Source organism: Dactylosporangium maewongense (assembly GCF_039531485.1).
Lineage (GTDB): Bacteria > Actinomycetota > Actinomycetes > Mycobacteriales > Micromonosporaceae > Dactylosporangium > Dactylosporangium maewongense.
Genome location: NZ_BAAAQD010000001.1, coordinates 355,729 through 381,834, shown reverse-complemented (window position 1 = coordinate 381,834; position 26,106 = coordinate 355,729). Strand labels below are relative to the sequence as shown.

Genomic DNA, 26,106 nt, shown 5'->3' with positions numbered 1-26,106 from the left:
GGACCGTACCGCGCCCTCCTTGCAATTCACGTGCAACTAAGGCCGAGGGCCGCGGGCCACGAGGATCCCGACGACGGCGAAGATCGCGCCGGCCACGAGGCCGCCGCCGGCCTGGGACAGGATGATCGAGGTGAGCCACACCACGGCGAGGCCGGCGGCGAGGGTGCGGGGCAGGGTCCCGGCGCGCCAGGTGGCGACCGCGAGCAGCACCGAGCCCGCCAGCCAGGCCAGGTTCGCGGGGGCGGCCACGACCGGGAACCAGGAGTAGTCCTCGCCGTGCAGGTTCGTCGACGTCATGCCGGCGGCCAGGATCGCGGCGCCGGCGACGGCGAGGTAGCCGCCGACGAGGCCGAGCCGGCTCGACGTCCGGCCGAGGCGCACGTACGCCGGCAGCCACAGCAGCAGCGACAGCGCGACGAGCGTGAGGACGACGTGCTCGGACAGGCCGACCTTCGGGTTGCCGTCGTCGACGCGGACGACCTGGATGGCGCCGGCGACGGCGGAGGTGATCGCCCCGAGGACGGCGGCGTAGCCGGCGACGCGGGCGGATGAGGTATCGGTGGTGACTGTGGTTGTCGTGGTCATGGCGCCGACGGTACGGACGGCGCGGGCCCCGACACGTCGGCCGCGAGGTGCCGACCCGACCGGTCCGGCGTCGCGACCCCGGTACGTCTGAAGGCTGACGCGCGTGCGACCGCGGGATGACGCGGGCACACCGTGGCGGGGCCTAGGCTCGCCGGTGTGGACGCGCTCACCACACTCGCGCGGGTGCCCCGCCGGCCGACGCGCGCCGACGTCACCCTCACCGCCGTGCTGTTCGCATGGGCGTTGCTGGAGGCGGCGACCGCGGCCGGGCCGGGCGCGTGGTGGCAGCGGGCGCTGTTCGCCGCCGGGGTGACGCTGCCGCTGCTCGTGCGCCGCCGCGCGCCGACGGCGGCCGTGGTGGCGCTCGTCGCGGTGCTCATGGTGCGGGTGTTCGCGGTGCCGGGGGTGGAGGAGAGCACGTTCCCGTTCCCGAGCATGCTCGTCGCGGTGTTCTCGGCGGCCCTGCATGCGCGCCGGCCGGCCGTCGCCGTCGCGGGTGGCGTCGTCACGCTGGCGGCGATGCTGTCGCTGTACCCGCTCGGCTACTACGAGACCGACACCCCGGGCCAGCTGTTCATCCTCGCGTTCTTCATCGCCGGCGCGTGGACCGGTGGCTGGCTCGTCCGTCTCCGCGCCGCCCAGGCCGCCACCGCGCACCGGGAGGCCAGGGCCCGGGCGGAGGACGCCGACACCGCCCGCCGCGAGGCCAAGGCCCGGGCGGAGGACGCCGACACCGCCCGCCGCGAAGCCAGGGCCCGGGCCGAGGATGCCGAGACCGCCCGCCGCGAGGCGGAGGCGCGGGCCGCGGAGGCGGAGGCCGCCCGGAGCGAGGTCAGGAGCCGGGCCGCCGAGGCCGTCGCCGCCGAGCGGGAGCGGATCGCCCGCGAGCTGCACGACGTCGTCGCCCACTCCCTGTCGATCGTGGCGGTGCAGGCGGGCGCCGCCGAGGAGCTCATGGCCATCGACCCCGACCTGGCGCGCCGCCACGTGGCCGCCGCCCGCAGGACCGCCCGGGAGGCGCTGACGGAGATGCGGCACGTCCTCGACGTCCAACGCGACGACGCCGCCGACGCCGCGTCGGCGCTGGCCCCGCAGCCGACCCTCGAGCGGGTCGCCGACCTGGTGGACGAGGTCCGCGCCGCCGGCCTGCCGGTCACGCTGGCGGTCGGCGGCGAGCGCGGCGACGTCGCGCCGGGCCTCGACCTGGCCGGGTTCCGGATCGTGCAGGAGGCGCTCACCAACGTCCGGCGGCATGCCGGGCCCGCCGCCACCACCGTCCACATCGGCTACACCGCCCGCTGGATCGACGTCGCGGTCCGCAACGCCGCCCCGGCGCCGGACCACGCGCAGGGTCCGCCGGGCAGCGGAAGGGGGCTGATCGGCATGCGGGAGCGCGCCCGGCTGTACGGAGGGACGGTCACCGCGGGCCCCGACGGCGAAGGGTTCGCGGTCGAGGCACGCCTGCCGAGGGGGTCGGCGTGAACACGGTGCTCGTCACGGACGGGGGGGACGGTCACCGCCGGCCCGGACGGCGGAGGGGTCGAGGCGCGGCTGCCGAGGGGGTCGGCGTGATCACGGTGCTCGTCGCGGACGACCATGCCCTGATCCGGTCCGGGCTGTCGGCGATGCTCGGCGCGCAGCCGGACCTGACGGTCGTCGGTGAGGCGACCGACGGCGCGGAGGCGGTCCGGCTCGCCGGTGCCCTCGCCCCCGACGTGGTCATGATGGACATCCGCATGCCGGTGATGGACGGTATCGAGGCGACCCGCCGCATCCGCCAGCGGCAGGACGGGCCGCGGGTGCTGGTGCTCACCACGTTCGACCTCGACGGCTACGTGTACGAGGCGCTGCGCGCCGGCGCGGCCGGCTTCCTGCTCAAGGACGCGCCGCCGGGCCAGCTGGCGGAGGCGGTCCGGACCGTCGCGGCCGGCGACGCGCTGCTCGCCCCGGCCGTCACCCGGCGGCTCATCGACCGGTTCCTGCGCGTCCCGCCGGCCGGCACGGCCGCCGCCCTCGCCGCCGACCGGCTCACCGAGCGGGAGCTGGAGGTGTTGCAGCTGGTCGCGCGTGGCCTGAGCAACGCCGAGATCGCCGCCGCGCTGCACCTGTCGGAGGCGACCGTCAAGACGCACGTGAGCCGGGTGCTGACGAAGCTCGACCTGCGCGACCGCGTGCAGGCGGTCGTCCACGCCTACGAGCACGGCCTCGTCACCCCGGGCGGCCCCTGACCGCCGCGACCGTCAGGGACCCGGCAGGGACCCGGCAGGGACCCGGCAGGGACCCGGCAGGGACCCGGCAGCCGATGGACAGGTCCGGTGGGCCGCACGGGCGCCCACGGATCTGGCAGGATCGGCCTGATGAGAAGGGTGTGGCCGGTGGTGGTCGTCCTCGCGCTCGCCGGTTGCGGCGGGGCGCCCTCGGACGAGACCGAGCAGTTCACGCAGGGCGGGGTCAGCATGGAGCCGGCGGTCAAGGCCGGCCAGGTCATCACCGTGCGGAAGGTCGCGAAGGGGTACACGCCGAAGCGCGGCGACGTCGTGCTGTTCCGCGGCGACCGGGCCGGCTGGGTCAACACCACGACGCCGCTGCTGAAGCGGGTCGTGGCCGTCGGCGGCGAGACGGTCGCCTGCTGCGACGTGGCCGGCAAGGTGACGGTCGACGGGCAGCCGCTGGACGAGCCGTACGTGGTCGAGAACGCGCCGCTCGACGTGCCGCCGGAGCCGCAGTCGTGCGAGCCGCGCCGGTTCGGGCCGGTGAAGGTGCCCGCGGACGCCCTGTTCCTCATGGGTGACAACCGCACGCGGTCCAACGACTCCCGCTGCGCCGGCCCGGTCCCCGTCACCGCGGTCCACGGGGTGATGACGACGAGCTAGGCGGCATCGACGTCGAAGATGCGCACCGCCGACCACAGCGCGCCGCACCCGGTGCGGAACGCGTCGTGCACCGGGTCGGCCTGGTAGGCGTCGTGCGCCGCCTCGTCGGCGAAGGTGAGCACGAGGCCGTAGGAGTAGGCGCGGTCGATGACCGGGCGGTCGGTGCCGGCGGGCCGGCCGAGGTGGCCGCCGAGGACCGAGCCGATGGTCAGGAGGCTGCGGGCGCCGGCGAGGAACGTGTCGTGCTCGGCCTGCGTGAGGTCGGGCCGCAGCGTGAAGTACACGGAGTGGATGAACACGCGCGCACGGTACCGCAGCGGCGCCCGGCCGGGGCGCAGGGCCCCGGCCGGGCGGACCGCGTCAGACGAAGCTGATGCTGTCGATGGTGATGGTGGAGCTGCCGCCGTACCAGAAGCCCATCGTCAGCTGCGACGGCGAGTTCCGGCTGATCCCGTTGGCCACCAGCGGGATCCGGATGTCCTGGTAGGACGTGGTGAGGGCGGGGTGGGCGCCGCCGTCGAGGGTGTAGTCGGCGAACACCTTCGTGGTGCCGCCGAGGCCCAGGTTGAAGTGGGTCTGCTCGCCGCCGGCCGCACCCTTGACCCGGATCACCAGGTAGGTGCGGTTGCTGAGGTCGACGCCGACGTCGGAGCCGAACCAGCCGCAGTTGTTGTACCGCAGGCTCAGCGCCCCGCCGGTGACGACGCCGGATCCGCCGCCGTCGAGGAAGCAGTTGCCGCCGGTCCACCTACCCAGGTCGTTCTGCGCCGCCGACGGGTACGCCGGGCTGCCGTCGAAGTCGTCCAGCAGCAGGCCGGCCGGGGCGGCCGGGGTCGTCACCGTCACCGCGCCGGAGGCCGGCGAGCGGTTGCCGGCCGCGTCGCGGGCCTTCACGGTGTACGTGTACACAGTGGACGGAGAGAGGCCGGTGTCGGTGAACGAGGTGCCGGTCGGCGTCCCGACCAATGTGGACCCCCGGAACACCTCGTAGCCGGTGACGCCGACGTTGTCGGTCGACGGGGACCACGTCAGCGAGACGCTGGTGCCCCCGGCGGACGCGGTCAGGCCCGTCGGAGCGGTCGGCGCCGTGCAGTCCCCCGCGCAGCCGGTCGTCGTCGCGCTGACGGCGGCGGACGGGCCGGACACGTTGCCGGCGGCGTCGACGGCGCGCACCGTGTACTGCGACGTCTGCCCGGACGGGCGGCCGGTGTCGGTGAACGTCGTCCCGGTCACGGTGCCGACCTGGGTGCCGTCGCGGAGCACCTGGTAGCCGGTGACGCCCACGTTGTCCGTCGACGGCGACCAGGACAGTCCCACGCTCGACGAGGTCACGCCCGTGACCGCCAGCCCCGCCGGTACCGACGGCGCGACACAGTCACCGGTGCAGGTGCCGGACGTGGAGACGGCGCCGAGGTTCACCCAACCGTCGGTGCCCTGGTTGGCGTTGGCGAAGGACAGCGGCAGCGCGGGCCGCCACTGGTCGATGACCCAGTCGGTGAGGCGGCTGGCCGCGGGGCGGGCCCGCAGCACGGCCGGCGTGACCGTCTCCAGTGGGTTGCGGACCTTCAGCACCAGGCTGTACGACCCGGCGGGTACCCCGGCGGTGCTGAGCGTGGTGGAGAAGTTCACCGGCCGGCCGTAGTCGAGGTAGCCGGCGCCGGCGTTCCAGTCCGGGAACGCCCGGATCTTCAGCGGCTGCACCTGCCGCAGGTCCCAGCTCGTGTCCCAGGTCTTCACGATGGTCCCGGCGGCGTCGCGCAGCCCGATGACGGTCGTCCACGGGTAGTAGAACGGTGCGACGCCGGTGTTCTGCATCGTGACGCCGACCTTGAACGTGCCGGCCGCGGTGGCGTTGAAGTTGGCCTGCGGGATGTGCAGGTTGTAGCCCATCTTGCGGACACCCGCGGCGACCTTCGGGTCGCTGGTGCTGTACCCGCCGGCGCCGGTCTGGTTGATCATCCAGGTGATGTGGGTGAGCTCGGTCGCGGCGAGGACGTCGTCGACCTGGTTCGACCCGTTGGGCCAGTCGGTGTAGAGGCTGCCCTGGATCTCGGGCCGGGCCTCGCCGCCGATCGACTGGGTGGTCCACCGGTTCTCGGTGCCGGTGTTGAGCTGCAGCTGCAGGAACGCGTCGTCCCAGCCGTTCATCGACATCGGCAGGGTCATGCCCTTGAGCTGCCCGCCGCGCCATTCCTTGTACGGCCACGAGTCGTCGTGGAAGCCGATGTTCGCGGTCTCCGTGCCGGCGAGGGGGTAGCGGACCTCCAGCTGGATGTTGCTGAACGCCGCGTCGTACGCGCCGATGATGGTGCGGATCGTCGCGTCGGTCGGCATCAGGTCCGGGTAGCCGTCGGCGGCGTCCCGGTCGTAGGGCCAGGTGTGCCACTCGCCCCACAGCCCGACGAGGCCGAGCGACATGAACCCGATGCGCGGGTCGGCGGTGCCGCCCGGCCCGGCCCGGTCGTAGCGCTGGGCGAACGCGTTGATGAAGCTGGTGAGCGCGGCGATGACGTCGGGGTCGTCGTAGTCGGGGCTGACGGTGCCCCAGAAGCCGTTGGTGCGCAGGGCCATCTTGCCGTTCAGGCACGGCGGGATGCCGTTGCCCGGGTGGGTGCCGCTGCCGCCGGGGTATTCGACGTAGAAGCGGAACGCGACCTGGCGGCCCCAGACGGCGGCCTCGTCGAGGGCCTTCTCGAACACGCTCCAGTCGAACACGGCGCAGCTGGCCGGGTCCTTCATGACCTCGTTGAGGGCGAAGTAGCTCCAGACGAGGCCGCCGGGGTACTTCGTGGACAGGTTGTCGCCGGGGAACAGGTAGGGGGCGAAGCCTTTCAGCGGCTGCCCGAGCGGGGCGTCGGCGTAGGTGTACGTGTGGGTGGTGAGGCTGGTGTCGGCCCCGGGCCCGGCGGCGGGCCGGGGTGGTGGCCCGGCCGGGGCCGCGGTCGCGGCGGAGGCGGGCAGCAGGGACAGGACCAGGGTCGCCGCAGTGGCCAGGATACGCAGGGATCGCATGGGCGGTGCTCCCTTTCAGCGGTCAGAGGGTGCCGAGCGTGAGCCAGCCGGTGCTGGTGTTCTGGGCGGTGTTGGCGAACCGCAGCGGGATCCCGTTGCGGAGCGGGTTGTCCACCCGCATGACGACGGTGTGGCGGCCGGGGCGCAGGCCGCGGGTGTCGATGCGCGCGGACAGCGTCGTCGCGTCCTGACCCGGTTGGATGCCGGCCATGCTCCATCCGGTGTGCCAGCGCCGCTCGACGCGGCCGCGACTGTCCACAATGGCCAGCTCGGCCCGCCAGTCGGCGTAGAACGGTGCGACACCGCGGTTCTCGACGCGGACGGTGACGCGGTCGCGGGCCAGCGCCGCCCCGGTGACGGTCAGCTCGTAACCGAGGGACCGCGCGCCGGCGAGGGCCCGCTGGTACTTGTCGCCGGTGAACCCGCCGCCGGTGAACGCCGCGTGGTTGATCAGCCACGAGGCATGGGTCTGCGCGACGGACTCGGCGTAGTTCTCGTACTGCGGGCAGGAGACGGGCTCGTCCCACAGGCAGGACTGGATCTCCGGGCGCAGCTCGCCGCCGACGGGCTGGGTGCGCCACTTGTCGGTGACACCGTTGTCGATGAGGCGCTGCACGAAGTGCCACGACGTGGGCGGCAGCGTCTCGAACGCGAACGAGTCGTCGTGGTAGCCGACGTTCAGCGGCTTGTTCTCCGGGCTGGGGTAGCGGGCCAGCAGGAACGTCTTGTCGAACGCCGCCTCGTACCGGCCGAGGATGCGGGTCAGCACGTCGGTGCCCGGCATCCAGTTCTCGGGCTGGGTCCAGCCGTCGTAGGGCCAGGTGTGCCACTCGCCCCAGAAGCCGATGAGGCCCAGGGTGATGTACCCGATGCGGGGGTCGCCGTCGTACCGGCGGCCGAGCGCGGTGATGAAGTTCTCCAGCGCCGTGACGAGCCGCGGGTCGCTGTAGTCGGGCGCGACGCTGACGCCGTTGTTGCCGAAGTCCTGGTACGGGCGGGTGACGAGCCCGGCGTCGAGCAGGTACTGCGGGATGCCGGTCGGCTTGCCCGGGTAGTCGAGGTAGAACCGGAACACGGCCTGGTGGCCCCGGCCGGCGACGGCGTCGAGCTGCCGCTCGAAGGCGCCCCAGCGGAACTGCTCCGGTCCGGTCATGACGTCGCGCAACGGCAGGTAGAACCACTCCATGCTGTGCGGGAACGTCTCGTAGTCGCCGGCGAACGGCATGAACCCCTTGAGCGGGTTGTCGGCCGGCGCGGCCGTGTAGGCGAGGGGCTTCCACTGCGGTGTGGCGGGATGGGCGGCGGCGGGCGTGCCGGCACCAAGGGTGAGTGCTGTCAGCAGGGCGGCGGTGAGGCGGAGGGTTCGTCTCATCTGGGTCCTCGGCTCGGAAGAAGTCGGCTGACGAGGGCATGGTTCAGTGACACCTCGTCGGCCTGGGCGGAAGGCTTTACGCAGAGGTGTTGACTAACTTTCGAAGGACTACATCATTATTCGAGAAGCGGGCGGCTGGCAAGAGCCAACCTGGACGGGGATCGGGACCGGCCGATGGACCCGCCCCGGCACGGGGTCCGGGGGCGACGGCCCACCCGGGTCGAAGCCGCCGCACGGGGTGGGTGGAACGGCGGCTGTCCCAGGCACGTTTGCCGAGGTGGGGAGCAGTTTCACCAATCGCGCGACGGTTCAAACGCGCGGTGGTGAAGAATCAGACCCGCAACAGCCGCACTGGTCGCGACCCAGGTGCACGTTCGCCGACAGGCATGCCGCACGAAATCCATGACACTTCATCCGTGGCACACGCGTGCCCGGATCGATGACGGGGGACGACGTGGACACCTACAAGTTGACGATCGACATGGACCAGGAAACGGTCAAGGCGCTGACGGACGGCAAGTACTTCCTGTACGGGCTGCGGGCCGTCGCGACCTCCGCGCCGGGTGGCGAGCCGACCATCTGGATCAAGACCGACACCATCGGCAAGCAGACGGTCGTGTCCTGGCGCGAGCAGTACTCGATGTACACCTCGAAGCAGAGCACCTACGGGCAGGGCACGGTCATCACCGCCACCAACAACTACCCGGCCGATCTCGGCTCGGTGCTCACTGTGGACAGTCCGTCCGGGACCGGCGAGGTCCATCAGGGCGGCCAGTCCGGCAGCCTCGAGATCGACAACGGGGTCCAGCAGCGGTTCACCGCCGGCATCTGCACCCTCGACACGACCGGCAACTACCAGCCGTCCGGCGCGTTCACGCTCTACGGCAACAGCACCGACCTGTTCCAGCCCATCCTCAAGGCCGCGTTCTTCTTCGCGACCCGCCCGTACAGCAACGGCACCGTCATCCAGCAGGCGGTCACGCAGGGCATCTTCGTGGACTTCACCAACGCCCCGAACGGCAGCCGCGAGGTCACCTACAACATCGACGGCGGGTGGGAGTACTCCGGCAAACCGTGGGGACAGCTGATCGCCTCCCGGGAGATGCTCACCAGCCTCCTGATCATCCAGGACCCGGCTCTCGTCGCCCAGAACGCGGAGCGGGAGAAGGCCTTCGCCTCCTGACCCGTCGGACCCCATGAGGCGTGCCGTGCCGCACCGCGACGGCGCGGCACGCCCTGCCCCTCCGGTCGACGCCCCGGCCGATCACCGCGCTCCGCCGGCCGTCGGCCGCCAGCCCCGAAGGAGCCAGCGCCGATGTCTGTCCAGACCGTGTTCCCAGACGACAACCGGGTCCGCTACGACCCGACCGACGTCAGCCCAGCCTGCTGGGTCGCCTACATCAGCAGCACGTTCCCCAGCGGAGCGGTGCTGCTGAGCACCGGCACGCTGGTCGCCCCCGACCAGGTCCTGACCTGCGCGCACGCCCTGCACTGCGACGACTACGGCGGAAGGGCCAGGTCGGTCGAGGTGACCCTCGCGCTCAACGGCGGCGTCACACCGTTCGGCCCGCCCGTGCGCGCCACCGGCTGGCAGGTGCCCGAGGAGTACCGGATCGCCGGTGCGCCGTACCCGCCGGGGCAGGTGCTCGACGCCACCCGGTACATCTACGACTTCGGGCTGATCGCCCTGTCGGTGCCGCTGAACCCGGCCAGGGGCCTGTACCCCGAGATCACGGTCGCCGCCAACGAGCAGCTGCGCGGCGCCGAGGTGAACATCGCCGGATACCCCGGGGACAAGATACCCGGCACCATGTGGAACGGATCCGGCAAGCTGCCCACCGAGGTCGACCAGCACCTGCTCTTCTACCGGATCAGCACCTTCCCCGGTCAGAGCGGCGCCGCCATCCGCATGGCGAGCCCCCCGCCGAAGCCCACCTTCGGTGTCGTCGGCATCCACGTCGCCGGCTACGGCGACGAGGCCAACTTCGCGGTCCGGATCAATGCCGAGGTGTACGCGCAGATCATGGCGTGGATGCCCGCCGACGACACCGCCCGGCTCACGCCCGCGGGCACGGCAAGGTAGGGGGACGCTCATGCGGATCTCCCCTGTCTTCTTCAACGCCGGCCGCTGGGGCCTCGCCTACAGCACCGTCCCGGGCCGGTGGTCGGAGCAGCGCGTCACGCCACTGATCGAGCGGATCGGCACCGTCCTGCCCGGCGGCGAGAAGCCGCACCCGGTGATGTTCATCAACGAGGCCAGCGACGATCCCACCAACCTGCCGGCGCACATCCGGGAACACTGCCTGAAGAACCGGCGCCCGATGTTCGACAAGGCCATCGGTTCGGAGCATGCCGACAACCAGTACAACGGGGCGATCAACGCCGACGAGTTCTTCTGCGTGTTCAGGAACTGGCTGGCGGAGCTGCCGCAGCCCGATCCGCACCGATCGGTGGCCTGCCGGAGGACTCGTCGCGCGGGTCCGCGCACCGGCTGGTGCCCAGCAGGTAGCCGGCGGGCGTCAGGTGTCTCCTGACCCGTCGAACCTTCCGGGGCGTGCCGCACCGCGCCGGCACGCCCCACCATCCCTCAGCCCTGAAGAGGGGACCACCATGCAGATCGACCCTGTCTTCTTCAACGCCGGCCGCTGGGGCCTCGGCTACGACCCCGCCGTCGGCGAATGGTCGGAAGAGCACGTCCAGCCGATGCTGGACATGATCGGCGGCGTGCTGCCGGACCGCGGACCGCTGCGGCCGGTGATGTACACCAACGCAAGCAGCGACGACCCCGCCAACCTGCCGTCCCACATCCGGGCGGAGTGCCCGGAGCTCCCCCGCCCGCTGTTCAGCACGCCCGTCGGCGCGCACAACGGCGACAGCCGCAACAACGGGGCGACGAAGGCGAAGGCGTTCTGCTGTGCGTTCGACAAGTGGCTGTCGGCGCTGCCGCAATGGCATCCCTACTTCGCCGTCATCGACTCCAACGAGTGTCATCACCTGTCGGTGCCGCTGTCGGCGTGGGCGTTGCGCCCGACGCCACCGGACCGGGCGAGGATCGTCGTGAACTTCGACGCCCACGCCGACATCCAGACCGGCGTCCCGGTCACCAGGCCGCTGCGCTGCGACAACTGGGGTCTCTACGTGCTGCGGCCGATCGGCGACGTGTACCCGCAGGCGGCGGCGGACACGTACGTCGGCATCGGCAACAACACCGGGTCGCCGACGCCGTGGGGGGACAGCTTCGCCTTCGCACGATGGGGCACACTGACCAAGACGCCCCTCGGCCCGGGTGACATGGCCACACAGCTCGACGCGGTCATCACGCTGCTCGACCGGCAGCAGCAGTGGTCCGGGTACGACCTGTACATCTCCGTGGACCGCGACATCGAGTCGTCCAGCTTCACCGACTACGGCGACGGCAGGTACACCCCCAACGACGTGTGGGCCAGGGTCGCGGACTTCATCCGGGCCGCGCAGGCACGGGGGGTGCGCTGCGTCGGCTTCGACATCTGCGGGCTCCCCACCGTCAACGGGCGCAGCAGGATCTCCGACGACTGGTCGGAGGAGCAGCGCATCGACCGCGCCCTGGAAGACATCGTGGCGTTCACCGAGGCGATCGACAGGCTGCCGGAGGCGGCACCCCCGCCGTTTCCTCAGGACCGGCTGGTGTCCAGCGGGTAGGCCCGCCGCACCCGCGGCCGGCCCTCGCACGGCCGGCCGCGGGTCAGGCCCCGGTGCTCGGCGACCCCGCCCGGGCCAGGTGGAGTGCGCCCTCGGCCACGACGGTCTCCGGAGATCGTCAAGAACAGCCAGGACGATCGTGACGGCCTGGCCGGCGGCGACGACGGAGAGCTCCTCGTGCCAGCTGGAGACTTTGGGGCCGCGTGGGACGGGGCACCCGACGGCGTGTGGAACGGGTTGATGGCCGCTTCGGCGTACGCGGGGACGCTGTGCGGGCCCGTCAGGCCGTGTCAGTGCGCTGTTGGTGCGCTGTCAGCGGCGGCGGCCATGGTTCTGGCGTCACAGCAGGAAGCGCACAAGGAGAGCACGATGCAGCAGTTCGCCACCCCCTCCCCGATCTCCACGCTCCTCGGCATCCCCGCCACCACGTCCCGCGGCGACATCACCGCCCGCAGCCTCTGAGCACGCCGATCCCGAAGGAGCACGATCATGGAACACGGCACGAGCGGATTCACCAAGGCGGGGCTGGGCAGGCTGCGCGACGTGCTGGCGCGGCACGTCGACTCCGGGAAGATCCCCGGCCTCGTCGCCCTGGTCGCGCGGGGCGACGAGACGCACGTCGAGGCGTTGGGCACGATGCGCCACGACGGCGGGCCGCCGATGCGCCGGGACACGATCTTCCGGATGGCCTCGACGTCGAAGCCGGTCTCGGTGGCGGCGGCGATGGTGCTGCTCGACGAGTGCCGGCTGCGGCTGGACGACCCGGTGGAGCCGTGGCTGCCCGAGCTCGCCGACCGGCAGGTGCTCAAGCGGCTCGACGGCCCGCTGGACGACACCGTGCCGGCGCGCCGGCCGATCACCGTGCGGGACGTGCTGACCTCGACGTTCGGGCTCGGCATGGACCTGACCGCGCTGGGCACCCCGATCATGGGCGCGGTGTTCGAGCAGGGGCTCACGCCCGACCTGCCGACGCCGATGCCCGAGCCGGACGAGTGGATGCGCCGCCTCGGCACGCTGCCGCTGATGCACCAGCCCGGCGAGCGGTGGCAGTACCACATCAGCAGCGACCTGCTCGGCGTGCTCGTGGCCAGGGTGACCGGCCAGCCGTTCGAGACCTTCCTGCGGGAGCGCGTCTTCGAGCCGCTGGGCATGAAGGACACCGGTTTCCACGTCCCCGCCGGCGATCTCGACCGGCTGCCTCCGCTGTACGCCCCGGACCCGCAGACCGGCGAGTTCCACGTCTGGGACCCGGCCGACGGCGGGCGCCACAGCCGGCCGCCGGCGTTCCCGGGCGGCGGCGGGGGCCTCAACTCCACCGTCGACGACTACCACGCGTACTTCCGGATGCTGCTCGACCAGGGCATGCACCGCGGCGAGCGGATCCTGTCCCGGCCCGCCGTCGACCTGATGACCACGAACCGGCTCACCCCCACGCAGCAGGCCGCCCGGCACGCCATGGCCACCGACAACGTCCACCTGTCGTTCGGCCAGGGGCAGCACGGCGGCTGGGGCTTCGGGATGGCGGTGCGCACCCACCGCGGCGACTACGCGCCCGTCGGCCAGTTCGGCTGGGACGGCGGCAGCGGCACCTCGACCTACGCCGACCCGCAGCATCAGGTCGTCGGCATCCTGCTCACCCAGGTCGGCATGTCCGTGCCGGACGCGGCCCGCCTCATCCACGACTTCTGGACCACGACCTACCAGGCGATCGACGAATAGGCACCGAGGGCCGGGGGCAACGTATTGACAGCAATCTGTTAGTCAGGTTACCTGTCTGTTGTCCCCGCCCGCCTGACGTCGTCTGGAGCCCGCCATGCGCAGACCGATCCTGGCGCTCGCGTCCGTCGCGCTGTCCCTGGTCGCGACCGCCGCCTACGCCTTCACCACCCAGTCCGCGGCGCTCGCCGCCGGACCCACCGCCGCCCAGCTGCTCGCCAAGACCTCCACCTGCAGCCAGGTCTCCAACGGCCGTTACGCGACCGACGACGGCGGCGCGGAGACCGTCGCGATCTGCAAGAACGGCTCGGCGTACTTCTGGACCGCCGACATGGACATCGACTGCGACGGCATCTCCACCGCCCGCTGCAACGCCTCGACCGACCCCTGGTACCAGGCGCAGACCTCGTTCACCACGTCGACCGGCGCGTACTTCACCTCGGACGTGACCCGCTACTTCGTCGTGCCGCTGCCCAGCAGCCGCTTCACGTACTCCGCCAACGGCATCCGCGCCGGCAGCGTCGCCGCGGTCGTCTACAACGGCAAGGTCGCCTACGCCGTCTTCGCCGACGAGGGCCCCAGCAACATCATCGGCGAGGGCTCCTACGCCCTGGCGGTCGCGCTCGGCATCGACCCGAACCCCGCCAGCGGCGGCACCGCCGGCCCGGTCACGTTCATCGTCTTCCCCAGCAGCGTGCCGAGCCCCGTGGAGAGCAACACCGCCATCGACGCCACCGGCGCCGCGGCCGCCACCGCCTGGGTCGGGAGCACCACCCCGCCGCCCACCACCACGCCGCCTGGCTCCGTCGGCCCGATCCACGGCTACGGCGGCAAGTGCGTCGACGTCGCCGGCGCGAGCAGCGCCAACGGCACCGCGGTCCAGTTGTACGACTGCAACGGCACCGCCGCCCAGAGCTGGGCCCGACTGGCGGACGGCACCGTGCGCGCCCTCGGCAAGTGCATGGACGTGACCGCCGCCGGCACCGCCAACGGCACCAAGGTCCAGCTGTACGACTGCAACGGCACCGCGGCGCAGCGCTGGACCCGCACCGGGTCGACCCTGGTCAACGCAGGCTCCGGCAAGTGCCTCGACGCGGCCGGTCCCAGCTCCGCCAACGGCACCCGCCTGCAGATCTGGACCTGCACCGGCGCGGCCAACCAGGTCTGGACCTACTGAACCCGCACCGTCACACGGCCGGAGGGCGCCGCACCGCCGGCCGTGTGATGATGCGGCGGTGCAGCCACCGCCACCGCCACGACCGTCCAGGGTCTTCCGGGCCAACGACATCGCCACCGGCCGCGCCGTCCTGGACGGCTACCCCTTCCGGTACATCGTCATCGGCCCCTCCATGTCGTTCTCGACCGCGATCGGCGCCGCCGTCAACCCCAGCGCCGGCCAGAACGCCCTGCTCGACGAGGTCCTGACCGCCGTGGAGTACCTGGAGACCCGTGGCTGGGAGCTCGTCAGCATGGACCAGGGCTTCGTCGCCTGCCTCCGCCGCGTCGCCCGCTGAGCCCCGGCCCGCGGCTCAGGTGCGGGCGGGCAGGTCGAGCTGGGGCCGGGACTGCCACAGCGCCCAGTCGGAGCTGATCGCGCCGGCCGCCCGCTGCAGGTGCGGCAGGTGCCGGTCCAACAGCGTCTTGGTGGTGGTCTCCGCGGAGTTGACCGTCACGTTCATCGCCGCGCGGACCTCGCCGCGGCCGTCGCGGATCGGCACGGCGACGGAACGGATGCCGGGGGCGAGCTCGTTGTCGGCCACGGCGAAGCCGCGCGCGTTGACCTCGCGCAGCATGGTGTCGAGGGTGGCGCGGCTGTGCCGCACCCACGGCTCGATGCCCGACCGGCTGGGCGTGGCGAGGACCTCGTCGAGCCGCGCCGGGGGCAGCGCGGCGAGCAGGACCTTGCCCTGTGAGGTGACGGCCGCGGGGAAGCGGGTGCCGATCTGCACCCGCAGGGCGATGATCTTCGGTACGGCGACCCGGGCCAGATAGACGATGTCGGAGCCGTCCAGCTGGGTGATCGAGGAGGACTCGCCGGTGGCGGCCACGAGCCGCTCCATGTGCGGGCGGGCCATGTCCCACAGCGAGAGCGCACCCACATACGCCATGCCGAGCTCCAGGACCCGCGGGGTCAGCTCGTGGCCGCCGGCCGTGGCCCGCACGTAGCCGAGCTCCTCCAGGGTCAGCAGGATGCGGCGGGCGGTGGGGCGGGCCAGACCGGTGGCGGCGGCGACCTCGGCGAGCGTCATCCTGGGGTGGTCGGCGTGAAACGCGCGGATCACGTCCAGCCCGCGGGCCAGGGCCTCGATGAAGTCCGGTCCTTCTCCGCGCTGTGCCATCGCCGCCTCAAGGTGTTGTGATTGATACGCAGAGCGAGACTAACCCGAGCCCGCACCGGTCACGGGACGACCACCAGGCGCCGGGGCGCCTGCCCGGCCGCCTGGGCGGCCCACGCGGGGCCGATCTCGGCGAGGGGAACCGCGTCGTGCTCGACGACGAGCCGGCCGGCGGCCGCGTGGTCCGCAAGGTACCGCATCGTGGCGGCCTTCTCCGCTGCGCTCAGCTCCGTGTTGGTGTAGCCGAGGATCCGCAGCGACCCGCTGCGCAGCGTCGCGGAGTCCAGCGGCGCCACCTCGCCCGCGGCGCTGCCGAGGTTGACCAGGCGACCGCCGCGGCGCAGGGTGCGCAGCGCGGCCGCGGCCGGGGTCCCGAACAGCGGGTCGAGCACGAGGTCGACCGGGCCGTCGGTCACGTCCTGGAGGCGGCGGGCGAGGGTCGCCACGTCGTCGGCGTCGCGGATGGCGACCACTGCGTCGGCGCCGAGGCGGTGCGCGCGGTCCCGGGCGGCCGCGGACCGGCAGGCGGCGATGACCCGCCGCGCGCCCGCGAGCCGGGCGAGCTGGATCGCGGCCTGCCCGACGACCCCGCCGCCGCCCAGGACGAGGACCTGCTCGCCGGGGTGCAGCGCGCCCCGCCACGTGAGGGCCTGCCAGGCGGCGACCGCCGACAGCCCGAGCGCGGCGATGAGCCGGTGGTCGGCGCCCGCGGGCAGCGGCACCACGTCGGCCGACGGCACCGCGACGACCGAGGCCATGCTGCCGTCGCCGGGGCGCATGCCCGCGTCGGTCGGGAACCACACGGCGGTGCCGTCGTCGAGGGTGCCGACGCCCTGCACCCCCGGCACGTACGGCACGGCGGGCGCGCCGAAGTACGAGGTGCCGGAGGCGCACAGCACGTCGAGCGGCGTGATGGGCGCCGCGGTCACCGTGACGGTCACGAGGCCGGCCGAAGGCACCGGAAGCGGTCTCTCGACGACGAGCGGCGGCGAACCGCAGCGGACGATGGTGGCGGCGCGCATCAGGTGGCGATGTCCGGGTAGGGCAGGTCGAAGTGGGCGAGCCGGGCCGCGTACTGCTTCTGGAAGGCGAGCGGCTCGTCGTGGTCACGTTCGAACATCGCGATGAACAGCGTCAGCGTCAGGAACGGGTGGGCGCCGAGGGAGAACAGTGCCACGTAGTCGTGCCCGGTCAGCGCGGCCCGCTCCTCGTCGGTGAGCCGCTGCCAGGTGCTCGCCTCGCCGGTGTGGCCGTTGAGCAGCGCGTTGGCGACGTTCGCCTCCCACCAGGCAACCGTCCCCTGTGCATCGTCGCGGTAGCGCTCGACCAGGGAAGGATCTCTGTCCACTGTGTACAGGAACTTGTTCAGGAGGTATTTCGTCATGACAAAGCTCCTTCCGGGTACCAGGTGAAGTAGGCCTCCATCGTGTGGAAGAGGTCGTAGGTGTCGACGTAGTCGGCCTTCGCGCCGTCGCCGGCGACGCCCATCATGAGCATGAAGTCCATGAACCCGTGGGTGGCATTGCCCGGCGCATGCAGGCTGTCGAGGGTCACCTCCGACAGGCAGCCGTCGAGGTCGCCGTTGGCGATCCATTCCACGGCCCGCCGGTCGAACTCGGGGTCGGGGCCGTGCGGGCCGAACTGCCTGGGCCCGCCGAGCTCGAGAGAGAGGTGCCCGGTGCCGATGACGGCGACCCGCAGGTCGCTGGGCCACGACTCGACGAGCTCCCGGATGGTCCGGCCGAGCTGCACGAACCGCTGGGGGCGCGGCAGCGGCGGGGCGAAGATGTTGGTGTAGATCGGCACGATGGGCAGGTCCGCCTCGGGCCGCAGGGTGATGATCGGGCACGTGATGCTGTGGTCGATCCGCAGCTCGTTGCTGAAGGCCAGGTCGAAGCCGGCGTCGAGGCCCTCGCGCAGCACGTGCGCCGAGAGGTCCTCCTGGCCGCGCAGCGTCATCCGCGGCAGGCCGAACTCGCGCTCCTCGTTGTACCAGTTGGCGTCGTAGAACGGTGCCTTGCCGACGAGGAACTGCGGCATGTTGTCCAGCCACAGCTGGTGGAAGTGGTCGGAGCCGACCATGACGAGGACGTCGGGCCGGGCACGGGTCAGGGTCTCGCGGAACGCGGTGACCTTGCGGACCCACTCGTCGGCGAACGGCGGGCGGTCCTCGCCGGTGGAGGTGCTGGCCTTGTAGTAGAACGGATGATGGGTCGAGGCGATGACCGCGACTACCTGGGCCATGGCGCCGGTCCTTTCATTCGGGGGTGACGTAGCGGGCGTTGCGGTCGACGGTGCGGTAGATCGACAGGCCCAGGCCCGTGCGCTGCTCCTCGGCGAGGTGCCCGAGCAGCCCGGCGGCCCGCGCGAGGAGCGCGAAGCCGCGTAGCATCGTCACCGGCAGGCCGAGGTCGGCGAGGGCCGCGCCGCAGACCCCGGCGCCGTTGAGCGGCAGGGTCCTGCCCAGGACCGCGGGGTGGACCCGGCCGATGGCCTCGAACAGGCGCAGGTGCGGCCCTCGTACCCCTTCCTCCTCGGCGATCCGGATCAGCACCGGGGTGCGCGGGTCTTGGACCTTGTGCACGGGGTGGCCGAGGCCGGGCACGAGCAGCCCGGCGGCGCGGCGGGCGGTGATCGCGGCCACGGCCACGGCGTCCCAGTCGGCGGTGGCCGCGTCGACGTTCGCCAGGGTCTGCTGCAGGAACACGCCGCAGTCCTCGGTGACGCCGAGGAAGCGGGAGCCGCCGCCGAGCAACCCCGCGGCGAGGGCGCCCTGCAGCGCCTCGGGTGCGCTGGCGTAGGTGACCCGCGCGGCGATGGCGGTGGGCGTGAACCCGTGGTCGGCGAGCGCGACGAGCACCGCCTCGAACACCCTGGTCTCGCCGGGTGCGGGCCGGCGCCCGGCGACGAGCCAGAACGCGAGCTCCCCGAAGCCGACCTTGCCCATCAGGTCCGCGGCCAGGTCCTGGCCGAGCAGCGTGATGCGGTCGGCGGAAGAGGTGCCGATACCGGTCGGGAAGCTCAGTTCTTCAGCCATTGCCGGATCTCCTCGCCGTGTTCGTCCAGGCCGGGCGGCGGCAGCTCGTAGCGCGGCGGGGTCGCCGACAGCGTGATCGGGTTGCGGATGCCGGGCACGGCGCCGGCCTCGACGACGGGGTCCAGGCCGAGCGACGCGGCGAGGGCGACACCGCCGTCGACGGTGTTGATCGGTGCGCACGGCACACCGGCGGCCATCAGCTCGTCGAACCACTCCTGTTTGCCCTTGGCGCGCAGCCGCTCCACGAGCAGCGGGCGCAGCGCCTCGCGGTGCGCGGTGCGGTCCTGGTTGCGCTGGAAGCGGGGGTCGTGCAGGAGTTCTTCGCAGCCGAGCACCGCGCACAGCTTGCGGAACTGCCCGTCGTTGCCGGCGATGACGATGAGGTCACCGTCGGCGGTGGGCAGCGGCTCGTAGGGGAACAGGCTCGGATGCGCGTTGCCCATCCGGAACGGCACGGTGCCGCCGGCGACGTAGCCGCTGCTGTGGTTGACGAGACCGGACAACGCCGACGACAGCAGATTGACCTCGACGTGCTGGCCGGTGCCGGACGCGGTGCGGTGGTGCAGCGCGGCGAGGATGCCGATGCCCGCGTGCATGCCGGCCATCACGTCGAAGACGGAGATCCCGGCGCGGAACGGCGGGCCGTCCGGGTCGCCGGTGAGGCTCATCAACCCGGAGACGGCCTGCACCATCAGGTCGTACCCCGGCATGGCCGCACCGGAGCCGGAGCCGAAGCCGCTGATCGAGGCGTAGACGACGGCGGGGTTGACGGCCGCGACCGAGGTGTAGTCGAGGCCGAAGCGGCGCAGCCCGCCGGGCTTGAAGTTCTCGATCAGGACGTCGGCGCGGGCGGCGAGGGCCCGCGCGGTGGCGAGGTCGTCGTCGTCGCGCAGGTCCAGGGCGATGGAGCGCTTGTTGCGGTTGATGCCCAGGTAGTAGGTGGCGACGCCGTCGCGGGTCGGCGGCATCCACGTGCGGGTGTCATCGCCGCCCGGCCCCTCCACCTTGATCACGTCCGCGCCGAGGTCGGCGAGAAGCATCGTGGCGTAGGGCCCGGCGAGGATCCGGGAGAAGTCGGCGACCAGCAGCCCGGCGAGTGGTCCGCGATTCCGTTCCGGTGCCGCCATCAGCTCCCTCTCGTCCGTCAAGCGGACAATCGTCCGCCAAATCAGTCTCGTCCCGGCTTCTTCTGGTGTCAACCAGGCTCCTGTCGGCGTTTGCGGCGTCGGTACGACTGCCGCTGCGGCAATCCGGACGCCTTGACAGCACCCGTGACGCGGCACACACTTTCGCCGACCGCTATACGGACTCTTGTCCGGAGGGAGTTGACAGCGATGGACGCAGTGCTGTTCCGCAACGGTCTGGTGCTGACGATGGACGACGCACACACGGTCCTGCCCGGCGCCGACGTCCTGGCCGTCGGCGGACGCATCGCCCAGGTCGGCGTCGGCCTCACCGCACCGCCGGGCGCCACCGAGATCGACGCCACCGGCGGCATCGTCATGCCCGGCATGATCGACACCCACCGGCACCTGTGGCAGACCGCGATGCGCGGCTACGGCGCCGACTGGACCCTCACCCAGTACTTCGTCTGGTACTACCTGGAGTCAGGCCGCCACTTCCGCCCCGAGGACATCTACGCCGGCAACGTCCTGGGCGCGCTGGAGGCGCTCGACGCCGGCGTCACCACCACCGTCGACTGGTCGCACGGCCTGCAGACCCCGCAGCACGCCGACGCCGCCGCCGACGCCCTCGAGTCGGTCCCGGGACGGTTCGTGCTCGCCTACGGCAACATCCAGCAGGGCCCGTGGGAGTGGGCGACCAGCCCCGGCTTCCGCGACTTCGTGGAGCGGCGCATGCGCGGCAGGCTCGGCTTCCAGATGGCGTTCGACGTGACCGGCGACCCGGCGTTTCCGGAGCGGGCCGCGTTCGAGGTCGCCCGCGAGCTCGACGTGCCGGTCACCACGCACGCCGGCGTGTGGGGCGCCACCAACGACGACGGCATCCGGCTCATGCACGAGCACGGGTTCATGACCCCGTCGACGATCTACGTGCACGCCGCGACGCTGTCCGGCGACTCCTACCAGCGCATCGCCGCGACCGGCGGCTCGGTGTCGGTGTCGACCGAGAGCGAGCAGAGCGCCGGGCAGGGCTACCCGCCCACCTGGCAGCTGCGCGACCACGGCATCCCGGTGTCGCTGTCGATGGACACCAGCGTCTGGTGGAGCGGTGACCTCTTCTCCGCCATGCGCGCCACCCTCGGCGCCGACCGCTCCCGGGAGCACCTGCAGGCGCACGGCCGCGCCGAGACCGTCACCCACGTGCACCTGCGCGCCGAGCAGGTCGTCGACTGGGCGACCCGCGGCGGCAGCAGGGCCCTCGGCCTCGACGGCGTCGTCGGCAGCCTCCAGCCCGGCCGGGCCGCGGACGTGGTGCTGCTGCGCAACGACGACTCCCCCGTGATGTTCCCGATCCTCAACCCGTACGGCCATGTCGCCTTCCAGGCGCAGCGCGGGGACGTGCACACCGTGCTGGTCGACGGCCGGATCGTCAAGCGCGACCACAAGCTCGTCGGCGTCGACCTCGGCAAGGCCCGCGCCGACGTCGAGCGGACCGTCGAGCACCTCATCGCCACCATGGGCCCCGACGCCTGGCGAAAAGGCATGAACCCGGACATCCCGGCGACGAAGATCCTCGACAACCCCTACACGTACACCGAATGGACGAACACCTGACGTGCCACCCGTCCGGTCGGCCGCGGTGGCACGTTCCGGGGATTCGAGCGATCTACGGCGTGCCTAACGTTCTTTCCGGCAGCACACCACGACTTCCCTGAGGCGGGCGACAATGAGCGAGTACGACGACGGCACCCAGCTCGACCCCGGCTACACCGGCGACGAGCAGCCCGACACGTACGGCGGCGACGGCGGCACCGACTACGGCCAGTACCAGACCGGCCAGGACCACCAGTCGCTGGACCAGCTGCACCAGGTCGACGCCAGCGAGAGCAGCTACGACAACCAGTTCAACGTGTACGAGCAGGACCACGCGGCCGCCGAGTCGACCTCCTTCGACCAGGGCCACCAGGTGTCCTACACCGACCCGAGCGGCGCGCGGTACGAGGAGTCGGACTTCACCTCGTACGACCACACCTCCGCCGAACAGGACCACGTCTTCGCCGCAGAGGGCAGCGAGTCCTCGCACCAGGCCGAGCTCTCCACGCTGGACTCCCTGCGCGAGCAGCTCGACTCCGCGTTCACCTCGCTCACCGAGGGCCACATCGGCGGCGGCAACCCCGAGACCGGCAGTGCCGGCCTGGGCGTCGCGTCCAACTGACCGTTCCACGGCAGGCCGCCCCGCGCTTCCGGGGCGGCCTGCCGTCGTTTCAGTGCACCTCGGCGGGGTCCAGGTTGGAGACCGCGGTGTCGAGCATGTGCTGGACGTGCTGGAGCGCGCGGGAGGTGTACGTGCCGGACTCGCGCGCGTCCAGCAGCGCGGCGTGCGCCGACTCGAGCAGCAGCCGGTGCAGCTCACGGCGCTGGTGCGCGAGGTCGCTCTCCTCGGGATCCTGCGGCCGGGTGAGGGCCTGCCCGATCGCGGCGTTCTCCCGGCGGGCCGCCTCGAGCGCCTCCTCGTCGAACAGCGCCCCGCTGGCCTGCCGCAGGTCGGGGTTGTCCAGCACGTCCTCGCCCTCGGCGGTGATCTCGCCGATCAGCCGGGCCAGCTCGCGCCGGTCGGCCTCGGCGTCCGTGCCGGCGATGCGCAGCCGCTTGATGAGCACCGGCAGCGTCGCGCCCTGCCCGAGCAGTGTCACGATCGCGACGGTGAACGCGATGAGGATCAGCTGCGAGCGGTGCGGGACGCTCTGCGGCAGCGACTGGGCCGCGGCGAGCGTGACGACGCCCCGCATCCCGGCCCAGGCGAGCGCCGCGCCGCCCCGCCAGCCGAGGCCCTCCGTGGTCAGGTAGGCGTCGTCGGCCTGCCGGCGGCGCACCAGCGACGCGACCCACCCGGCCCGCCGCGCCGACTTCGGCGACTCGTGCTGCCGCTCCGTCAGCTTCGTCAGGATGCCCTGCAGGCGGTCCTTGCGGGCGCGGGCGCGGCGCTGGTCGTGGCGCAGCATCGCGGTCAGCGGCGCGACGAACATGACCCGCAGCAGCACCAGCAGGGCGGTCACGGCCAGGCCGATGCCGACGGTCACGGCGACGTCGTCCTCGCCGTGGTGCACGTCACCGACGACGGTGACGATCTGGTACCCCATGAGCAGGAACACGCCGTTGTCGAGCAGCAGCTGGATGGTGCGCCAGTTGGTGCGCTCGCTGATGCGGTCCTGCGCGGTGAAGTGCCGCGCGCTCTGATGCCCGGTCACCAGCCCGGCGACGACGACGGCGAGGACGCCTGACGCGTGGATCTCCTCCGCGGGCACGAACGCGAGGAACGGCACGATGAACGAGATGGCCGTGGTCAGCACCGGCTCGGCGAGCTTCGCCCGGATCCACACGGTGAGCAGGCCCGCGACGAGCCCGATGACGAGCCCGCCGGCGACGGCGAACGCGAAGTCGCCGAGCACGTCCCACGCCGACACGACGCCGGCCGTCGCGGCGACCGCGGACCGCAGCAGGACCAGGGCGGTCGCGTCGTTGATGAGCCCCTCGCCCTCCAGCACGATGACGAGCCGCGGCGGCAGGCCCAGCCGCTTGCCGATCGAGATCGCCGCGACCGCGTCGGGCGGGCTCACGACCGCGCCGAGCGCGATCGCGGCGGCCAGGCTGAGGTCCGGGATGAGCGCGTGCAGCAGGAGCCCGACGGCGAGCGCGGAGATGACGACGAGCAGCACCGACAGCCCGCCGATCGCCTTCACGTTGCGCCGGAAGTCGGTGGTGTGCACGGTGACCGCCGCCGAGTACAGGATCGGCGGCAGGACCACGGTCAGGATCAGGTGCGGGTCGACGTTGACGTTCGGGACGAACGGGATGTAACTGACCCCGATACCGACGACGACGAGCGCGATGGGCACGGCCACACCGACGCGTGGCGCCACTTTCGCGACCGAGACGATGGCGAGAACCGCCGCTATGGCGAGAAGCCCGTGCTGGAGGTGCATGCCACAGTCTGTCATGGGCCCAGCTGGCATCATGAGTGCCATGACCACCTGGCAGGACGTCGAGCGGGCCGAGCCGGAGTTCGCCGGCCGCGTGCGGGGCCTCTTCGACGCGCACAAGCACAAGACGATCGCCACGCTCCGCGCCGACGGCTCCCCCAGGATCTCCGGCATCGAGGCGCAGTTCGCCGATGGCGACCTGGTCTTCGGCTCCATGCCCGGCGCGCGCAAGGGCGCCGACCTCCGCCGCGACCCGCGCTTCGCCCTGCACAGCGCCACCGTCGACCCCGTCGACGGCGCCGAGGCCGACTGGCCCGGCGAGGCGAAGATCACCGGCCGCGCCACCGCCACCGAGGGCGAGAAGGGCAGCGACCGCTTCGTCGCCGACATCACCGAGGTCGTCCACACCCACCTCGACCCGAAGGCCACCCTGCTCGTCGTCGAGTGGTGGACCCCGGCCCACGGCCTGCGCCGGGTCGAGCGCGAGTAGCCGGTCGGGGCGGCACCCGAGGTTCACGACCCGGGGCTACCATGGCGGTCCTTCGGGGGCGTGGTCCGGACACACCTGCAGAGAGGGAACTGCCATGAGCGAATCTGTCGAGACCCGGGGCGACCAGCGCGACGAGCTGCTCGCCGTCGACACGAACCAGGACGGGGTGGCGGACGTGCTCGCCATCGACACCGACGGCAACGGCAAGGCCGACCTGTTCCAGCTCGACAGCGACGGGGACGGGCAGGTCAACGTCACCATGGTCGACCTCGACGAGGACGGCGTGATGGACGTGAAGGTCGACGGCGACGGCGGGCACCCCCTCGCCGGCTGACCGCGGACCGTGCGAGCCGTGTGCCGGGGCGCGCGAACGCCCCGGCACCCGTGGGTCAGGACGAGCAGGTGTTGAGCATCGTCTGCAGCGCCGACTTCTCCGACGACTGGAGCTTCAGCGCCCAGTAGTACTTCACGGCGATCCACATCTTCGCGTACGTGCAGCGGTACGACGACAGCGACGGCTGCCACGTCGACGGGTCCTTGTCGCCCTTGGACTGGTTCACGTTGTCGGTGACGGCGATCAGCTGCGGGCGGGTGAGGTCGTTGGCGAAGCTCTGCCGCTTCGCGGTCGTCCAGGAGCTCGCGCCGGAGCGCCACGCCTCGGCCAGGGGCACCACGTGGTCGATGTCGACGTCGGATGCGGCGGTCCAGGTCGCGCCGTCGTACGGCGAGTACCAGCGGCCCGAGGTCGCCGCGCACGAGCTGCTGGTGACGACGGACGTGCCGTCGCGCTTGAGGACGGTCTCGCGGGTGTCGCACGCACCGCTGATGGTGATCCAGTGCGGGAACAGGTCGCGGGAGTAGCCGCTGCTGGAGCCCTCGGTGGCGACGGTCAGCGCGGTGAGCCAGCTCTGTGCGGTCGCCTTGGACGGGATCCCTGACGGGGCCGCGTGCGACGGGGCGCCCAGGACGAGGGCGGCGAGCACCCCGGCCAGCAGCGCGGCGATCAAACGGGACGGTCGGGTCATTCCAGCTCCGATCAGACGGTAAGGCGGCGTGGCTTCGCCGCCGCCAATATCGACGATCACCAGTGTCTGGTGCGACCGCCGCCGCGTGAACATCCCGTGGCCGTCCTACGACGGGACAGATGGTCGTTTGCCCCTGAACGACCGCGGCGGTTTCAGCGCCGTTTCAGCGCTGGGCGGCACGGTTCTCGGTGCGCGCCGCCAACCCGGGCGGCGCCACGACCGACAGGAACCGATCATGTTCACGTTTGCCCGCCGCATGCTGCTCGCTCTGGTCCTCGGCGCCGGCCTGGCCGCCGCGCCGGTCGCCGCCGCCCACGCCGACACCGCTCCCGTCTGGAGCTCCTGGGACGTGGCACACAGCGGCCAGTGCATGGATGTGCCCGACTGGGGGACAGCCAACAAACTGCAGCTGCAGCAGTCGCCGTGCAACGGCTCCACCGCCCAGCTGTTCGACCTGGAGCCGGTCGGCACCGAGGGCTTCTACCTGATCCGCAACTACAACAGCGGCAAGTGCCTCGACGTCCGCGACCGCAGCAGGTCCAACAACGCGGCGGTCCAGCAGTACACCTGCCACGGCGACCTGAACCAGCAGTGGTTCAAGATCGACATCCTGACCGTGCCCGGCTACTTCCACTTCGTCAACCACAACAGCTGGAAGTGCCTGACGGTCAAGGACGGCAGCATCCTCGCCCTGGCCAAGCTCGTCCAGTACGACTGCAACCCCGGCAACGTCACCACCCACCAGGCCTGGCGCTGACCTCCGAACCGCACCGACGGCACGCCGGCCCTCCCCCGAGGGCCGGCGCGCCCGCGCATCCGCGCCCGGGAGCGACCAAGGACACGGCAAGGCCGCCGGCCCGGGTGGGACGGCGGCCGCGCCG

Annotated in this window: 27 protein-coding genes; 15 read left to right on the top strand and 12 right to left on the bottom strand. The window is 72.0% G+C overall.

Going from position 1 to position 26,106, the window contains the following annotated elements; translation table 11 throughout:
- Positions 1 to 36 precede the first annotated feature (36 nt).
- Positions 37 to 585, bottom strand: a complete 549-nt coding sequence (locus tag ABD332_RS01725) for a hypothetical protein (RefSeq protein ID WP_344498738.1) — start codon at positions 583 to 585, stop codon at positions 37 to 39.
- A gap of 156 nt (positions 586 to 741) precedes the next feature.
- Between ABD332_RS01725 and ABD332_RS01720 the strand changes: the two genes are divergently transcribed.
- The 3 genes from ABD332_RS01720 (at position 742) to lepB (ending at position 3,458) form a co-directional block, all read left to right on the top strand.
- Positions 742 to 2,067 (top strand): sensor histidine kinase, encoded by a 1,326-nt coding sequence (locus ABD332_RS01720; RefSeq protein WP_344498736.1) that lies wholly within the window; start codon positions 742 to 744, stop codon positions 2,065 to 2,067.
- An 86-nt stretch (positions 2,068 to 2,153) separates the two neighbouring features.
- Positions 2,154 to 2,813, top strand: a complete 660-nt coding sequence (locus ABD332_RS01715) for a response regulator (protein WP_344498734.1) — start codon at positions 2,154 to 2,156, stop codon at positions 2,811 to 2,813.
- A 129-nt stretch (positions 2,814 to 2,942) separates the two neighbouring features.
- Complete coding sequence (lepB, locus tag ABD332_RS01710; RefSeq protein ID WP_344498732.1) at positions 2,943 to 3,458, top strand: signal peptidase I; 516 nt, start codon at positions 2,943 to 2,945, stop codon at positions 3,456 to 3,458.
- On the opposite strand, the gene ABD332_RS01705 is transcribed toward lepB, so the two are convergent.
- The 3 genes from ABD332_RS01705 to ABD332_RS01695 form a co-directional block, all read right to left on the bottom strand.
- The gene (locus ABD332_RS01705) at positions 3,455 to 3,757 is read right to left on the bottom strand and encodes a Dabb family protein (RefSeq protein WP_344498730.1); all 303 of its coding nucleotides are present in this window, start codon (positions 3,755 to 3,757) and stop codon (positions 3,455 to 3,457) included. The genes lepB and ABD332_RS01705 overlap by 4 nt on opposite strands.
- Before the next feature lie 61 nt (positions 3,758 to 3,818).
- Positions 3,819 to 6,470: a fibronectin type III domain-containing protein gene (locus ABD332_RS01700; protein WP_344498728.1), complete on the bottom strand. Its 2,652-nt coding sequence runs from the start codon at positions 6,468 to 6,470 to the stop codon at positions 3,819 to 3,821.
- A gap of 22 nt (positions 6,471 to 6,492) precedes the next feature.
- Complete coding sequence (locus ABD332_RS01695; RefSeq protein ID WP_344498726.1) at positions 6,493 to 7,842, bottom strand: DUF4832 domain-containing protein; 1,350 nt, start codon at positions 7,840 to 7,842, stop codon at positions 6,493 to 6,495.
- A 454-nt stretch (positions 7,843 to 8,296) separates the two neighbouring features.
- On the opposite strand from ABD332_RS01695, the gene ABD332_RS01690 reads away from it, so the two are divergent.
- From ABD332_RS01690 to ABD332_RS01660, 7 genes are all read left to right on the top strand, one after another.
- Positions 8,297 to 9,025, top strand: a complete 729-nt coding sequence (locus ABD332_RS01690) for a hypothetical protein (protein ID WP_344498724.1) — start codon at positions 8,297 to 8,299, stop codon at positions 9,023 to 9,025.
- A 132-nt stretch (positions 9,026 to 9,157) separates the two neighbouring features.
- Positions 9,158 to 9,925 carry a trypsin-like serine peptidase gene (locus ABD332_RS01685; RefSeq protein ID WP_344498722.1) on the top strand — a complete coding sequence of 256 codons (768 nt, stop codon included), beginning with the start codon at positions 9,158 to 9,160 and terminating at the stop codon, positions 9,923 to 9,925.
- Between the two features lie 10 nt (positions 9,926 to 9,935).
- Positions 9,936 to 10,376, top strand: coding sequence for a hypothetical protein (locus ABD332_RS01680; RefSeq protein ID WP_344498720.1), 441 nt, complete (start codon positions 9,936 to 9,938; stop codon positions 10,374 to 10,376).
- A 76-nt stretch (positions 10,377 to 10,452) separates the two neighbouring features.
- A complete protein-coding gene (locus ABD332_RS01675; RefSeq protein WP_344498718.1) occupies positions 10,453 to 11,520 on the top strand; it encodes a hypothetical protein in 1,068 nt (355 codons plus the stop codon).
- Positions 11,521 to 12,009: 489 nt separating this feature from the next.
- Complete coding sequence (locus tag ABD332_RS01670; protein ID WP_344498716.1) at positions 12,010 to 13,239, top strand: serine hydrolase domain-containing protein; 1,230 nt, start codon at positions 12,010 to 12,012, stop codon at positions 13,237 to 13,239.
- 94 nt (positions 13,240 to 13,333) lie between these two features.
- Complete coding sequence (locus tag ABD332_RS01665) at positions 13,334 to 14,413, top strand: ricin-type beta-trefoil lectin domain protein (protein WP_344498714.1); 1,080 nt, start codon at positions 13,334 to 13,336, stop codon at positions 14,411 to 14,413.
- A 58-nt stretch (positions 14,414 to 14,471) separates the two neighbouring features.
- Complete coding sequence (locus ABD332_RS01660; protein WP_344498712.1) at positions 14,472 to 14,750, top strand: hypothetical protein; 279 nt, start codon at positions 14,472 to 14,474, stop codon at positions 14,748 to 14,750.
- A gap of 15 nt (positions 14,751 to 14,765) precedes the next feature.
- Here ABD332_RS01660 and ABD332_RS01655 read toward each other — a convergent pair whose 3' ends face one another.
- From ABD332_RS01655 to ABD332_RS01630, 6 genes are read right to left on the bottom strand one after another with little or no spacing between them, the layout of a single operon-like run.
- Entirely contained in the window at positions 14,766 to 15,575 is an 810-nt protein-coding gene (locus ABD332_RS01655) for an IclR family transcriptional regulator domain-containing protein (RefSeq protein WP_344498710.1), read from the bottom strand.
- A gap of 59 nt (positions 15,576 to 15,634) precedes the next feature.
- A complete protein-coding gene (locus tag ABD332_RS01650) occupies positions 15,635 to 16,594 on the bottom strand; it encodes a quinone oxidoreductase family protein (protein WP_344498708.1) in 960 nt (319 codons plus the stop codon).
- The gene (locus ABD332_RS01645) at positions 16,594 to 16,956 is read right to left on the bottom strand and encodes a hypothetical protein (protein WP_344498706.1); all 363 of its coding nucleotides are present in this window, start codon (positions 16,954 to 16,956) and stop codon (positions 16,594 to 16,596) included. The genes ABD332_RS01650 and ABD332_RS01645 overlap by 1 nt, the downstream gene beginning before the upstream one ends.
- The gene (locus tag ABD332_RS01640) at positions 16,953 to 17,816 is read right to left on the bottom strand and encodes a DODA-type extradiol aromatic ring-opening family dioxygenase (protein WP_344498704.1); all 864 of its coding nucleotides are present in this window, start codon (positions 17,814 to 17,816) and stop codon (positions 16,953 to 16,955) included. The genes ABD332_RS01645 and ABD332_RS01640 overlap by 4 nt, the downstream gene beginning before the upstream one ends.
- Positions 17,817 to 17,829: 13 nt before the next feature.
- Positions 17,830 to 18,609, bottom strand: a complete 780-nt coding sequence (locus ABD332_RS01635) for a citryl-CoA lyase (protein WP_344498702.1) — start codon at positions 18,607 to 18,609, stop codon at positions 17,830 to 17,832.
- On the bottom strand, positions 18,594 to 19,757 hold the full coding sequence (locus ABD332_RS01630) for a CaiB/BaiF CoA transferase family protein (RefSeq protein WP_344498699.1): 1,164 nt from the start codon (positions 19,755 to 19,757) through the stop codon (positions 18,594 to 18,596). Before ABD332_RS01630 ends, ABD332_RS01635 begins: the two co-directional genes overlap by 16 nt.
- Before the next feature lie 186 nt (positions 19,758 to 19,943).
- Between ABD332_RS01630 and ABD332_RS01625 the strand changes: the two genes are divergently transcribed.
- The gene (locus ABD332_RS01625; protein WP_344498697.1) at positions 19,944 to 21,344 is read left to right on the top strand and encodes an amidohydrolase family protein; all 1,401 of its coding nucleotides are present in this window, start codon (positions 19,944 to 19,946) and stop codon (positions 21,342 to 21,344) included.
- A 112-nt stretch (positions 21,345 to 21,456) separates the two neighbouring features.
- Positions 21,457 to 21,945, top strand: a complete 489-nt coding sequence (locus tag ABD332_RS01620; protein ID WP_344498695.1) for a hypothetical protein — start codon at positions 21,457 to 21,459, stop codon at positions 21,943 to 21,945.
- Positions 21,946 to 21,994: 49 nt separating this feature from the next.
- Here ABD332_RS01620 and ABD332_RS01615 read toward each other — a convergent pair whose 3' ends face one another.
- On the bottom strand, positions 21,995 to 23,626 hold the full coding sequence (locus ABD332_RS01615) for a cation:proton antiporter (RefSeq protein WP_425552106.1): 1,632 nt from the start codon (positions 23,624 to 23,626) through the stop codon (positions 21,995 to 21,997).
- A gap of 127 nt (positions 23,627 to 23,753) precedes the next feature.
- Between ABD332_RS01615 and ABD332_RS01610 the strand changes: the two genes are divergently transcribed.
- Both ABD332_RS01610 and ABD332_RS01605 read left to right on the top strand, forming a co-directional pair.
- The gene (locus ABD332_RS01610) at positions 23,754 to 24,200 is read left to right on the top strand and encodes a pyridoxamine 5'-phosphate oxidase family protein (RefSeq protein WP_344498691.1); all 447 of its coding nucleotides are present in this window, start codon (positions 23,754 to 23,756) and stop codon (positions 24,198 to 24,200) included.
- 94 nt (positions 24,201 to 24,294) lie between these two features.
- The gene (locus ABD332_RS01605) at positions 24,295 to 24,534 is read left to right on the top strand and encodes a hypothetical protein (RefSeq protein WP_344498689.1); all 240 of its coding nucleotides are present in this window, start codon (positions 24,295 to 24,297) and stop codon (positions 24,532 to 24,534) included.
- A gap of 55 nt (positions 24,535 to 24,589) precedes the next feature.
- Here the strand turns inward: ABD332_RS01605 and ABD332_RS01600 are convergent, their stop codons facing one another.
- On the bottom strand, positions 24,590 to 25,225 hold the full coding sequence (locus tag ABD332_RS01600) for an HNH endonuclease family protein (protein ID WP_344498687.1): 636 nt from the start codon (positions 25,223 to 25,225) through the stop codon (positions 24,590 to 24,592).
- Between the two features lie 235 nt (positions 25,226 to 25,460).
- Between ABD332_RS01600 and ABD332_RS01595 the strand changes: the two genes are divergently transcribed.
- The gene (locus ABD332_RS01595; RefSeq protein ID WP_344498685.1) at positions 25,461 to 25,982 is read left to right on the top strand and encodes an RICIN domain-containing protein; all 522 of its coding nucleotides are present in this window, start codon (positions 25,461 to 25,463) and stop codon (positions 25,980 to 25,982) included.
- Positions 25,983 to 26,106 lie beyond the last annotated feature (124 nt).